This window comes from Flavobacterium cerinum, from assembly GCF_024496085.1.
GTDB lineage: Bacteria > Bacteroidota > Bacteroidia > Flavobacteriales > Flavobacteriaceae > Flavobacterium > Flavobacterium cerinum_A.
This window is the reverse complement of record NZ_CP101751.1, coordinates 746,236-759,585: the sequence shown is the minus strand read 5'-3', so window position 1 is coordinate 759,585 and position 13,350 is coordinate 746,236. Positions and strand designations below refer to the sequence as shown.

General features: G+C 33.1%; 11 protein-coding genes. 2 read left to right on the top strand and 9 right to left on the bottom strand.

Going from position 1 to position 13,350, the window contains the following annotated elements:
• The first annotated feature begins 314 nt into the window (after window positions 1-314).
• Both NOX80_RS03535 and NOX80_RS03530 read left to right on the top strand, forming a co-directional pair.
• Entirely contained in the window at window positions 315-833 is a 519-nt protein-coding gene (locus tag NOX80_RS03535; RefSeq protein WP_256551949.1) for a hypothetical protein, read from the top strand.
• 87 nt (window positions 834-920) lie between these two features.
• On the top strand, window positions 921-2,015 hold the full coding sequence (locus NOX80_RS03530; protein WP_256551948.1) for a glycosyltransferase family 4 protein: 1,095 nt from the start codon (window positions 921-923) through the stop codon (window positions 2,013-2,015).
• Between the two features lie 9 nt (window positions 2,016-2,024).
• Here the strand turns inward: NOX80_RS03530 and NOX80_RS03525 are convergent, their stop codons facing one another.
• From NOX80_RS03525 to NOX80_RS03485, 9 genes are all read right to left on the bottom strand, one after another.
• Window positions 2,025-3,200: an O-antigen ligase family protein gene (locus NOX80_RS03525; RefSeq protein WP_256551947.1), complete on the bottom strand. Its 1,176-nt coding sequence runs from the start codon at window positions 3,198-3,200 to the stop codon at window positions 2,025-2,027.
• 5 nt (window positions 3,201-3,205) lie between these two features.
• Window positions 3,206-5,122, bottom strand: coding sequence for an ArnT family glycosyltransferase (locus NOX80_RS03520; RefSeq protein ID WP_256551946.1), 1,917 nt, complete (start codon window positions 5,120-5,122; stop codon window positions 3,206-3,208).
• A 3-nt stretch (window positions 5,123-5,125) separates the two neighbouring features.
• On the bottom strand, window positions 5,126-5,845 hold the full coding sequence (locus tag NOX80_RS03515) for a glycosyltransferase family 2 protein (protein WP_256551945.1): 720 nt from the start codon (window positions 5,843-5,845) through the stop codon (window positions 5,126-5,128).
• 207 nt (window positions 5,846-6,052) lie between these two features.
• On the bottom strand, window positions 6,053-7,741 hold the full coding sequence (locus NOX80_RS03510; protein ID WP_256551944.1) for an LIC_10190 family membrane protein: 1,689 nt from the start codon (window positions 7,739-7,741) through the stop codon (window positions 6,053-6,055).
• A gap of 1 nt (window position 7,742) precedes the next feature.
• Window positions 7,743-8,465, bottom strand: a complete 723-nt coding sequence (locus NOX80_RS03505; RefSeq protein WP_256551943.1) for a glycosyltransferase family 2 protein — start codon at window positions 8,463-8,465, stop codon at window positions 7,743-7,745.
• A gap of 255 nt (window positions 8,466-8,720) precedes the next feature.
• Window positions 8,721-9,458: an FkbM family methyltransferase gene (locus NOX80_RS03500; protein ID WP_256551942.1), complete on the bottom strand. Its 738-nt coding sequence runs from the start codon at window positions 9,456-9,458 to the stop codon at window positions 8,721-8,723.
• A 100-nt stretch (window positions 9,459-9,558) separates the two neighbouring features.
• Complete coding sequence (locus NOX80_RS03495; protein WP_256551941.1) at window positions 9,559-10,836, bottom strand: lipopolysaccharide biosynthesis protein; 1,278 nt, start codon at window positions 10,834-10,836, stop codon at window positions 9,559-9,561.
• 114 nt (window positions 10,837-10,950) lie between these two features.
• Window positions 10,951-11,964 carry an NAD-dependent epimerase/dehydratase family protein gene (locus NOX80_RS03490; RefSeq protein WP_256551940.1) on the bottom strand — a complete coding sequence of 338 codons (1,014 nt, stop codon included), beginning with the start codon at window positions 11,962-11,964 and terminating at the stop codon, window positions 10,951-10,953.
• A gap of 10 nt (window positions 11,965-11,974) precedes the next feature.
• Complete coding sequence (locus NOX80_RS03485; RefSeq protein ID WP_256551939.1) at window positions 11,975-13,204, bottom strand: WcaI family glycosyltransferase; 1,230 nt, start codon at window positions 13,202-13,204, stop codon at window positions 11,975-11,977.
• Window positions 13,205-13,350: the final 146 nt, after the last annotated feature.

Here is a 13,350-nt window from a genome sequence, read left to right as displayed (position 1 = left end):
ATAAAGATTTAAGTAGCTGTATTGTATTTTGATCATTCGTTATCGAAAGGACATCACTATAAATGTTCCGATAGGGCTGATCGTTGCAAATATATGCTTTTTGGGATAAGAACAGAGCTATTATAGTGGTTTAATGATAATAGAAATCAGGAGTAAATGATCATTCGTAAAAGATTGAAGCTGTATATAATATTGTAAAAGGAAACCTATAATTCTTAAGAATAATATGGCTAAAAAGGATATGAAATTTTAATTGAAAAATAATTTTAACAATTCATTTTAAATAATAAATTTGCTTAATAAAAAATAGACAAATGAAAAAAATATTAGTAATGTTTGTTGTGGTCTCCTCAATCATTGCCTGTGGTGGAGATAAATCCAAAAAAGCAGCTAAAGAAGCAGCTATTAAAGAAACAGTAAATAAGTATGCCATGGAAATGGATGCTGTTTATGAGAAAGACGACAGCTTGGTTGTTTTTTATCAAAAAGATAATCATTATCAATATGACAGACCTATTAGTTTAAAAATCAAAGGATCACCGGTGATGCAAAGACTAATTCTTAACTTACCGGAAGGTGAGCCTGTTGAAAACATAAAAATATCAGTTAGTAACAGCAAGGATCAACAGTTTTTAACGGTTAAAAATATAACGATTAAAAACGGAGATAAAGTGGTTGTTGACGGTGATAACGGAAAACACACTGATTTTTTTGTAACGGATGAAGGTTTTTCATGGGATCCTGAAAAATCAAGATACATCTTACACCACGATAAAAAATATCCGCCTAACTTTGTAGGAAATGATAATTTACTAGTACAGTTATCGAAATAGTAAAACACCATACTAATAATTTAAAGAGAGAAGTTTTAACGGTAATCTGTTAAGACTTCTCTTTTGTTTTTTTAAGGCATCGGAAAAGTGAAAATCATATTTGACAATATCGTATATAATAAAGCAAGTAACGGAGGAGTATCTAATTATTGGTTTGAACTAACAAAATATTTGTTAGAACAACAGAAGGATGAGCTTCTTTTTTTTGATTATAACAATCAGCGTAATTTTCATCGGAATAATCTCGAATTACCGACTGAATCCATAATTACGACTTCTGAAAAATTGTCTTTTTTGGAACGAATCTATCCGATTTCTTTTAAAAGTGATGAGAAATTTATTTTTCACTCCAGTTATTACAGAAGTATTAGCGGAACCAAAAATGAAATCGGTATCACAACCGTGCATGATTTTACACATAGTTACTATTCGCCCTTTGTAAAGAAAGTACTGCATAATAAAATTAAATACGGTTCAATCAAAAGTTCAAAAGGTATTATCTGTATCTCAAATAATACCTATAAGGATCTGCTAAAATTCTGCCCGCCCAAAAAAGATCAGAAAGTAGCGATAATTCATAACGGTGTAAGTGATGAATATTTCCCTATCGTTGAAAACCGAACGTCAGAAAAGGAATTCTTACAGCGTTTTCAACTGGAAGAACAAAAATATTTGTTGTACGTGGGAAGTAGAGCCAATTATAAAAATTTCCCGTTGGCCACCGCATTATTAAACAAAACAACGGATATGAAACTCGTTGTAGTGGGAGGGAATTTTACAAAAGCGGAACTGCAAACATTAGATCAGAATCTGTTGAAGCGGATTGTAGTGATGACCGATATTGATAATGCAACACTGAATGTATTGTATAATTTCGCCAATGCGTTTATTTATCCGTCAAGTTATGAAGGATTTGGAATCCCGATTATTGAAGCGATGAAAGCAGGTTGTCCGGTATTGTCGTTAAACAATTCTTCGATAACGGAAGTTTCCGGAGGTGTTGCTCTTTTGTATGATCAAATCAATGCAGATGATTTTAAAAAAGGGTTAGACCGGTTGAATGACAAAAGCTATCGTCAGGATATAATTGAAAGAGGCTATATTCAGGCCGGAAAATTCAGCTGGCAAAAGTGCTGTGAAGAAACCCGTTCCTTCTACCAGGAAAATTATGATACCAATTAAGCAGTCTGATTAGACTGCTATTTTTTTGGAATTATTGTAGCTTTTTATAGAATAATATAAGAGCCAGATAAAGAAAAACAATTCCGGAGGGAAATAATGACCGTCACGGAAGAGTTTTAGTAGGAAATAGATAAATATTCCCTGACATAAAAATAACTCATCGGAACGAAAGCATTTCACGGATTTATATAATAAATAAAGGACCAGAATAAACCCGAAAATTCCCATTTCAGAAACCATTCTCGTAAATAAAGAATTGGCATCTGTAGCATTTTCATAATGTTTTTTCTGTATTCTAAGATATTCCGGCGGACGTGTTTCTTTTAGATAGACCTTTTTATGCATAAATACGTGACTACCGATACCGGTTCCAAACGGATGATCGGTTATATTTCTTTTAGCAATATGAAGATTACTGATCAGCGCATAGGAACTCAGATTGGTTTTTTCATCAAATTTCCCGGTATTAATTACATTTAAAGAGTCATACGTTTCCTGAACCCGCATTTTAAAAAAGCTATACTCATTATAAACATAAATAAAGGATATAACGACTACAGGGATTAAGGCGAATAAATAAAGTACTCTTCGAAACGATATGTTCGGAACAATAAACATTAAAGCACATCCGATATAACCTAGTGAGGAATTCGAAAGAATAAGAGTTCCGAAAATAATAGCAAAATTGAGATACTGCTTTTGTTTTAAATAGTAGTAACAAGCCGGTAACACCACAATTACATAATGCGCCGGTTCTTTAAAAATACTCTGTAAACGACCGTCGTTCAGATTAATCTTAAAGAAATAGAGAAAATAACCTAGAATAGCGACATAAAGCGAGATTTTAATGTAGACGGATGTAATCTCTTTTTTATCAAATAAAGGGATAAAATTATAATAATAAATACCTACAATACTAATTCCGATTATCTGGGAAATCATCAGATTGGGTGGTACGCCAACGAGCAAACTGGTTATCGCCCCGTGTATAAACAATCCGATTAATAAAAACATAAAATATTTATTGACTCTTAATTTCTTCTGAGTAACAGCCAATAAAGCATAATTTAGAATAATAATCAGATACAATAATTTCCAGTCGATAATATAATTAAAGAAGAAAGCTTCTGTAAAGATGGCAAATACAGAAGAAAACAATAAGTATTTTTTAATCGAAGGGTTCACGGAAATTATTTATAAGCCCAAATATAGTTGTTCTTAGGGGTTTTATTAAAATATTTTTTGCCATTAAGTGTAATAAATTCCTGATTGATGTGATCCGAAACGATTAAGTCGACTCCGGATTCATCCTGTGGAATTTTTTGACTAATATTATGAATGTGTATTGCCGTTATTTTCAGAGGATCATAATAAAAATTATATAAAAGCGGATATTCCCATTCATCCATAATCATTCCTACATTTTGACTATCATTATCATAAACAATGTTCAAGACATCTGCATATTCATTTTGTAACGATAGTTTATTTGAAAAATACTTTTTAAATCGCGGATCTTCCGGACTCACTTTTACCGTTAAATGACGATCGAATAGAATAGGTCGGGTATTATTATAGATAAAAAAGAAAAAGAAACTAAAATATAAAACAGGTAGAGTTGCGATAATAACATATCGAAGCCCTTTTGAATGATTTGCAGTCAGAATAATAGCGGCGATACTTAGTAAAAACATCGGGATATGAAGTCGGGTATGCCAGGGTTGCCATTTCAGATAGGCACAGAAAAAGATGATTTGCAATAAAAGCACCAGGGTTATAACAACTGCCGGAATATTCTTTTTGTAATTTTTTATGCAGGAAATACCCAAACATAGCAAGGCAAAAGCAAACAGTAAAAAATGAACCGTATTGGACACAAGGTCTTCATGGGTAGGGATTTTTTTAGATGCTTCATAAGGAGTGCCGTAATAACTGGTGTCCGGATTATCTAAAGGCGTATTTATTTTGGTATGAATTATTTTGAGAACCGCATCCGATTGGTCTGAAACAGGGTAACCTAAATGTAAAGCGGCATTTTTTAAAAAATTAGATAAGAATAATTTTCCGTCCATTTTCTGATTGGAATACGCCTGAGCTTCCGCTTTATCGATATTCAGAATATCCCCGTCAATTTTATAGTTACGACTATAATGTCCGATATTTAAAAGAATAGCCAAAATTATAACGACACCACCATATAACAACGGCGAACTGTTTTTCGTCTTAATAATGCGTACAAGAATAAATAACCCGTAGCATAATAATATTGGAGCCAAATACAGATAGGCTGTTCCTTTTGTCAGGAAAGCAAGACCTAATGATAAACCTAAGAAAACAAAATGATTGAACTGTCCGGATAAATAAGACTTTATACAGTAATAAGAGGAAACAAGAACAAAAAAAGCACAAACGATATCATTTTTTGTTGTGGTTGCCTGTAATTCGACGGATGGAATTGTGATAGCGAGTAAAAGGGCTATACATTTATATAATCGGGGTGTTTTAAAAAGATCAAGAATAAGCCATAAAACAATACAGCTGTTAACCAGGTAAAAAGTCTGTATACTGTTTGACAGATAATCATTGCCATTTACTAAATTAACATGCATAATAAAGTATTCGGCTAATGGCGGCTGGTATAAATCTCGTATTGTATGCGTAGGGAAGTGTGCTACCGATTCGTTACTGATCCAGTACATAATCCGCGGCATATGATAGGTTAGAGAATCCCAGTTATTAGGCGGATAAATAATTCCCTGAAACAGTAAAAGAAGAATAAACACGAAAACCGACCATAACAAGAATTTTTCGTAAAAAAATAAAGCTTTATAGTTTTGTATCGTGACCTTTTTTTGAATGGCGAAATGAGAAAATACTTCTTTACGCGATCTGAAAATTAAAAAACATAAAATGGCTGTAATACTTCCCCATACCGTTACAACAGAAAAAAGATTAATCGATTTTACAAGACTCAGCAATTCTGTAATAACCACAATACCTGTAGAAAACAACAAGGTTGCTCTTAGTATAATTTCTTTAAAAGAAGCCGACTTATTGAATCGAATCAGATAGACTAATAGTAACAGGTAAGTAATAAAAACCAGCATTGCTTATCGTTTTAGGAGACCATATTTTAAAATGCAATAAATCGCTCGGAAACCATCTTTCCAACCAATTTTTTTTCCTTCTTCATAGGTTCTTCCGTAATAGGAAATACCCACTTCATAAATACGGATATTCGGTACTCTGGAAATTTTAGCGGTTATTTCGGGCTCAAATCCGAAACGTTTTTCTTTAAGCGGAATACTTTGAATGATTTGTGTATTAAAAAGTTTATAACAGGTTTCCATATCGGTAAGGTTCAGATTCGTGAACATATTAGACAGGAAGGTTAGGAATTTATTTCCGATGGTATGCCAGAAAAACAGGATACGATGCGGATTACCACCCATAAATCGGGAGCCGTAAACCACGTCGGCAAAACCGTTTAAAACCGGTTTTAGTAGTAAATTGTATTCTTCCGGATCATATTCCAAATCAGCATCTTGTATGATCAAATAATTTCCGGTCGCTTTTTGAATTCCGGTGTGTAAAGCAGCTCCTTTTCCTTTATTGACTTCATGTTTGAAATACTGAATATTTATATCAGGATTTGTTGAGATATAATGTTGAATTGCTTCTTCAGTATTGTCTTTGGAACAGTCATTTACAATGATGACTTGCTTTTGCATGTCGCCAATAAGCGTAACGGCTTTTAATTTATCCAGAATTAAGTGGATGGTTTTACCTTCGTTATAGGCAGGAATGATAATCGAAAGGGTGTTTTTCATATTGAAATACGGAAATAGGCTCCGTAGCTGATTTTACATATTGAATAATTACAACAAATAATTTATTTACAGACAGTTCTGATCTATTCTGAGAATCAGAATAAAGACTTAAATCTGATCAACGAAGATAAAAATATTGGGAATTATTTTCCTTCTTTTTTAGAATATAAATAAATATTTATTGTGATATTTTCAAATGTAGAATTTTTATTTTCCATATTTAAAACCATCCTGAAAATCGTCTCCCTTCATATTGATATTGTAATCAAAAGTAGGTGTACAAGGAAATTTATCATAACATTGAGCATGTTCAATACTTGGAGCATATATTTTAAAATCCTGATTATCTGTAGATTTAACGGTAAAATCTTTATACTTAATAAATCTTTTCTCTTTTATAAAATAGATGTCTTCGGGCAAATATAAGTAAGACAAATCGGTTTCTTTGCGATAATCATGTTGAAATAAAGCATATCCTTCCTGTAAAAAAGTATAAAAGAAAAAAAGAGTAAAGGCAATTACAATCGGATAAAGAACGTTTTTAATTTTATCGATAAGTGGCTGTAATATAAAAAGAGGAAACAATGCTAAAACCAAAATAAACGCTAGCGAAAATCGGACATCAGGAGCACTGAAAAACCAAAAAGCAAGGCCTAAATAGGCTACAATGACAAAAAATAACACCGCTTTTTTTCTTTCTTTTTTGCTGATTAACAAATACAGGCCATAGAAAACAGGTGCTAAAACAGCTAAAAGTAAAAAACAGCGGGTTTTGAAAATTGCCATTTTCCACCATATTGAAAACCATTCGTTAAAAGACAGTTTGGCTACTTCATGAGGATTACGCATTGGAACTTTAGCCCAGTTATAGATTGCGTTTTTGGTTGCTATTACATTTTCTTTGGGAACTTTCCAGTCAAAATTAAAAAAGTCAAGCGTGTCCATTGGATATATCAGATATCCGGTTAAAATAACATTTCGAACCAGCCACGGTAGTATCAGGAAAGAACCGACGGTGAATAATTGTGTGAAGGCGAATCGTTTATTTTGATGCTTTTGATATAGTGCGATCAAACCTAAAAAAACCAAAGGGAAAATTGATAATTTAAAGGTGATGCCGAAAAACGGTACAACAACAAATAGCAGGTATTTTTTATTTAAGGAATCGGTGTCGAATAGTAAAGAAAATAAAATATAGGCAACAAAAATATTAGGGATCAGATCGGTTCCGGGTGAAGATATATTCTTGGCATATAGTTGGGTAAAGAAGTATAGAAATAAAATAGCGATCATACCCGTTACTCCTTTTTTATAATATATCAGTTGTAAAAGCCAGATAAAGAATACAAGAAAGACAATTGCACTTAAAGCAAAAATATATTGATCGTAAATGGCGTTAAATGAAAAAGCAGCACTCATTACCATCATCGATGAATTGAACCCGAAACGGTCGTGAAGATTGGCTAATCCGGGAACAGCACGATACATTTCATTCCATTGAATGGCATTAATATGATAGAGGTAAGTATCGTAATTTTGCGGATTGATTACAGCAAAAAGTAATACACTTACTATGGCAATAATCGTGACAACGAAAAATATCTTTTCAGATTTTAGTAGTGAAACACCGGCTTTTAACTTTGAAATAAAATGTTTCGAATGAATAAAAAAGAGCGCCAATGACAGCAGACTTACGAATAATAAGGAAAAAACATCCGTTGGCAAAAAGAGCGACCAAATGTTTAGTAATGCACCGATAAGACATAATCCGATAAAAAATGAATCGACAACCGAATAGTTATCCTTTGCGTTTTTGTCGAAATATAAAATAAAACTCTCTCCAGATATAATAAAGATAAAACTGATAATCAGAAAGCAAACAAGAAGTATATACATGTTATTTTATTTTAAATAAGCCATATTTTAAAATGCAATAAATCGCGCGAAAGCCATCTTTCCAACCGATTTTTTTTCCTTCTTCATAGGTTCTTCCGTAATAGGAAATACCTACTTCATAAATACGGATATTCGGTACTCTGGAAATTTTAGCGGTTACTTCAGGCTCAAATCCGAAACGCTTTTCCTTAAGCGGAATACTTTGAATAATCTGAGTATTAAAAAGTTTATAACAGGTTTCCATATCGGTAAGGTTCAGATTCGTGAACATATTAGACAGGAATGTTAGGAATTTATTTCCAATGGTATGCCAGAAAAACAGGATGCGATGCGGATTACCACCCATAAATCGGGAGCCGTAAACAACATCGGCAAAACCGTTTAAAACCGGTTTTAGTAGTAAATTGTATTCTTCCGGATCATATTCCAAATCAGCATCTTGTATAATCAAATAATTTCCGGTCGCTTTTTGAATTCCGGTGTGCAAAGCAGCTCCTTTTCCTTTATTGACTTCATGTTTGAAATACTGAATATTTATATCAGGATTTGTTGAGATATAATGTTGAATTGCTTCTTCAGTATTGTCTTTGGAACAGTCATTTACAATGATAACTTGCTTTTGCATGTCGCCAATAAGCGTAACGGCTTTTAATTTATCCAGAATTAAGTGGATGGTTTTGCCTTCATTATAGGCAGGAATGATGATCGAAAGGGTGTTCTTCATATTAAAATCCGGAAACGATGCTGTTACTTTATAAATATCTATTTACTTAAAAACAAATTGTCTTGATTGAATACTATTAACCTGAGTAAATGAGAGAACGAAGATATAATATTGTACTCTTTTTTCTGTTTTTTTAGCTTTAAATATAAGTTTATTGAACTATTTTTCTAATCAAAAAGCAGCAATTAAGTTGGGAGATTTTAAATAGCAGCTTTTAAAAAGTAATGTACTGCTTATTGCTCGGGTTATTGTACATTATTTATAGAAAATTCCGTCGACTTCTAATTGCATACCGGTTTTTTTATCATAAAAACCATTCTCTATGGCCACAAGGTTAAAATCCAGATCATTAAGTCGTTTTTTCATTTGTTCAAATGTTAGCGTTCCTTTATAGGAGGGAATAAATGACATTTCGATTTGGATTCCTTTTACGGATTTCAAGGATTCTTCCGCTCCTAATAAAACCATTTCTTCATATCCTTGTGTATCGATTTTAAGATAAATATTTTTATTCTCAATATTGAGTTCTTTAAAAACACTATCCAATTTTCGGATCTGAATAGTTTCTTTTTCAATAAACCGGGCTTCCGGTGCACTTTCCGTTAATTGTGGAAGGTCTTCTAATAAGGAACTGCTAACAGAGTTTTTAGAAATATTAATTGTAGTCTCTCCGTCTCGTTCACCAATAGAATAATTATAAACACGCCATTGGGAATCGCCCGAAGCATTTTTAGATAGTTTGGCAAAGGCATCTTTTGTAGGTTCAAATGAAATAATTTCTCCTTTATAACCTAAGTTTCTCATCTCTCCGCCAAATTGACCAATGTTCGCACCGATATCCAGAATTACATTAATTTGATTGTGATGGAGTAAAGCGATTCTTCGTGCCAATTCGTCGGTAGGGTATTTGGTAATTTCTATCCCGGTCGTTGCATTAAAAAAACGTTTAATTTTTAATAAGAAGCTTTTGTTTTTATATATGAAATGATTCATTTAATCAGCCTGTTTATGATGTTTTCATTCCAATTAAAAACATCGGTTTCTTTATATAATGAGTGGCATTTTAAAATAGTCACGATCAGATAAGAAGTGACTATTTGGAAATATTACGAATAATACTATAACATTCGTAAGGAATAAAAATGATCCAAAAAAACAAAATAAAGACCGTTGATAGGGCAACACTATTTATTCCGTAACCTAAAGATATTAAAAAATAAGTTAAAGGAATTTTTATAATTAAACTTAATACAATAATAATTGTATAGCGGTTTAATTTGCCGATACCGTTAAGGAAATTAGTGTAGAAAGTAGTAAAAATCCGGATAGCGGTTATTATGGCTATTAAAAGGATTAAATAATCAGGAATTGCTAACGGTTCTTTAATCCATATCGCAATAAGAAACGGACAAATAAGAGCCAAAACAGCAATGGAAACTAGAATTCCTATAAAAAACAGATTGAAACGTTTAAAGCTGGATAGCAAATTTTGCTGATTTTTTTCGATATAATCTTTGGCAAACATCGACCACATAGGTGATAATGCCGCAAACAATACCATTACCGGAAGTTGAAAAATTTTATTTACAGAGTCATAAGGAACAACATCTTTCGGACTGAAATTATTCGATATAATATAATTATCAACCGTAAAAAACAAGATCATCCCCAATTGGATAACCATAAATTTCATACCGATTTTGAGTGTTTCCCGAATAAATTCCTTTGGCGGTTTTAATTCTGTATTCAGATTTAACCGTTCCATTTTAAAAAATCGAATCGTATATCCGATATTGACCAATAAACAGAAACCACCGTTTAGAACGGAAACTAATAAAAGCTTATATTCCGGACGGATATCAGGAAACAGGAGCATCGCTATACCAAACAGAAATAGAAAACCGAACTGATTTACGGCAAGTGATTCTTCTGCATATTTACCTTTTAAATAGGCAACGTATAAGGATTTATGGATACCGGCAATCAGATTACTGCAAAAGAAAAAAATGTTGACGGTAAAGAGCAGCCAGACAAACGACCGGGTATGAAAAGAAATATTTAAAGCTTCTTTTATATCGGCCAGAGAAACATAGGCCGTGGCCAGTATAAAAATACATAAGGCTATATAAGCACCATATTTATAGGTGCTTTTAATATAGCCTTTAATTAATTCGGTTTCGTTATTGTGAAGCAATATCGGAATTTTTGTTTTCAAGGCACTCTGAATACCAAAATCCATTAGTAAAACCCATTGAAAAACAGTAAAAACCAATACCCAGATTCCATAATCTTCATTACCCAGATATTGTATCAGTAAGGGTATTGAAATAAATAGGGCCAGTCCTGAACCGCCTTTGTAAAATCCACTCATCAAAAGATGATTGTTTTTTAGTTTTTGGAATAAGGCCAAAGGACTTTTACTATTCATATCGTGTGGTACGCATTTCAAACTGAATTTGAAATTTCGATTTGCTTCGGTCGAAAATTATATTTTGTAACTGTTTTCCAGAACCATCTGATTGATCCAGGTAAATGTTTTAACCATTCCGTCGCGTAGCGGTTCTGATACTTCCCAACCGATTTTTTCTTTATACAAACGGTTGTCGGAATTACGACCTCTTACACCGGTAGGACATTTAAAACCATATTTGTCGAAAAACGCCTGACCTTCAATATTGTTGATGGTAATATCTTTTCCGGAAATAGCAATTGCCATTTCAGCCAGCTGGTTGATCGTTACCATTTCTTCAGAACCGATGTTTACCGGGCCTAAAAAGTCAGATTCCATTAAACGTAAAACGGCTTCAACACATTCATCCACATAAAGGAACGAACGGGTTTGCTGACCGTCACCCCATACTTCAATTTTTGATCCCGGTTCTGATTCGGCTACTTTTCGGCACATAGCTGCCGGTGCTTTTTCTTTTCCGTCTTTCCAGGTTCCTTGCGGACCGAAGATATTGTGAAAACGAGCAACGCGAACATCCAGTTTATAGTTACGGTTAAACGCTAAGAATAAACGCTCTGAAAAAAGTTTTTCCCAACCGTATTCTGAATCCGGATTAGCCGGATAAGCCGATGATTCTTCACAATTCGGGTTAGAAGGGTCTAACTGATTGTATTCCGGATACATACAGGCTGAAGATGAATAAAATACTTTCTTCACCTTTTTAACAACGGATTCTTTAGCAACATTTAAGTTGATCATTGCGGAGTTATGCATCACATTAGCATCATTCTCTCCGGTAAAAATATAACCGGCACCACCCATGTCGGCAGCAAGCTGGTATACTTCATCAACTCCTTCATCGATTACCTGTGCAACTAAAACAGGATCTGTTAAGTCTCCTTTTATAAATTCGTCACAGATTTCATCGTGTGAAAAATATTCATGGTTTTTTATATCACAGATTCGGACAAAGTTTCCTTCATTTTTTAATCTTTTCGCCAAATGGCCTCCAATAAAACCGCCTCCGCCTAAAACTATTATTTTTTTCATAATTATATCGTTATAGAGTATTGATTTTTTCAATAAATGAATTTAAAATCATGTTTTTAGAGAAATTCTCGACCATATAGGCCCGCGCTTTTTCTCCGGTTTCTTTTTGTAAGTTTTTATCATTTTTTAAAGCCAGTACTGCATTGTAAATAGCATCACTGTCATCATTGGTATAATAACCCCATCCTTGTGATGAGTTAATATGCCGTGCAACTTCCGAACTCAGATCACCCGTAATAATAGAAGGTCTGGCACTACTCATCATCCCTAATATTTTTGACGGCATAACCGAATCGATTACATCGGATTTCTGAAACAGCAAATGTAAATCTGCACTACACAGTAAATTCGACAGATCTTCATACGGGATCGGCTCATAATATTTGATGAATCCCATCAGGTTATTATCTTTTAAAACCTGAAGTAATTCCTGTTTATAAGCACCTTCTCCTACCAATATAAATTCAATATCCGGAAATTGCTGTAACTTTTTGGCTAAGTTAATATAAACTTCCCAATTTTGTTTCTGACCGATATTGCCGGAATACAAAACAGTAAATTTTTCTTTCGAAATATAGTCGTGCTGACTGTAATTGTTCGGGTTTATAAAATCGACATCAACCCAGTCCGGAAAAAAAACAGGATTGGTTTGAGGGGCTTTCAGTTTAATACGATCCACCATTTTAAAACTGATGGAACTGATAATATCCGATTTAACATACAGATAGCGTTCAATTTTATAAAGCAATTTTTTAAAGGCACCGGAAACGGGATTTTGTTTTAGTAAACCGGATTCATATGCGGCATCAAACTCAAAATCTTTAATGGAAGTCCATAATTTTGCCTTCAATCGTCTTTTTAAAAACAATCCTAAAACCACATTGGTTGTAAATGGGATATTACAAAATACCAAATCGGCTTTTTTGATTTTTCTCAGATTAAAGAAATTTCCGAAATTAAAAGAGAGTATATGGAGAATACGATGGAAAAAATTCTGGTTTTCCGGTACGTAAAATTTATAACGGTAAATTTTTACACCATTAATTTCTTCGGAATAAAAACGCGGTTTATCCTGATAATTCTCCGGTATTTTCCACATCGGATAATATGGAAAACCGGTGATTACGGAAACATTATAGCCTTTTGTAACTAAAAATTCAGCTAACTGAGAAGTATATAAACCAATAGCGGTATCTTCAGGGGCGTAATTAACGGTAATAAAAGTAATATCTTTGATCATAGTGATTTCATAATATTGACTGAATATCAGTACGCATGCATACCTTGATTGAAGTATGAATAATTATTGATATTTACAATATTTTATTTTTTCTGTAAGGATAAAATGCGAGGATTGTAATATCAACAAAATGTTAACAAAAAAAC

What these genes read in the sequence shown, in the direction of transcription:
- NOX80_RS03535 (WP_256551949.1), top strand. Translation starts at nt 315, where the DNA reads ATGAAAAAAATATTAGTAATGTTTGTTGTGGTCTCCTCAATCATTGCC.
- NOX80_RS03520 (WP_256551946.1), bottom strand. Translation starts at nt 5,122, where the DNA reads ATGCTGGTTTTTATTACTTACCTGTTACTATTAGTCTATCTGATTCGA.
- NOX80_RS03515 (WP_256551945.1), bottom strand. Translation starts at nt 5,845, where the DNA reads ATGAAAAACACCCTTTCGATTATCATTCCTGCCTATAACGAAGGTAAA.
- NOX80_RS03510 (WP_256551944.1), bottom strand. Translation starts at nt 7,741, where the DNA reads ATGTATATACTTCTTGTTTGCTTTCTGATTATCAGTTTTATCTTTATT.
- NOX80_RS03505 (WP_256551943.1), bottom strand. Translation starts at nt 8,465, where the DNA reads ATGAAGAACACCCTTTCGATCATCATTCCTGCCTATAATGAAGGCAAA.
- NOX80_RS03500 (WP_256551942.1), bottom strand. Translation starts at nt 9,458, where the DNA reads ATGAATCATTTCATATATAAAAACAAAAGCTTCTTATTAAAAATTAAA.
- NOX80_RS03495 (WP_256551941.1), bottom strand. Translation starts at nt 10,836, where the DNA reads ATGAGTGGATTTTACAAAGGCGGTTCAGGACTGGCCCTATTTATTTCA.
- NOX80_RS03490 (WP_256551940.1), bottom strand. Translation starts at nt 11,964, where the DNA reads ATGAAAAAAATAATAGTTTTAGGCGGAGGCGGTTTTATTGGAGGCCAT.
- NOX80_RS03485 (WP_256551939.1), bottom strand. Translation starts at nt 13,204, where the DNA reads ATGATCAAAGATATTACTTTTATTACCGTTAATTACGCCCCTGAAGAT.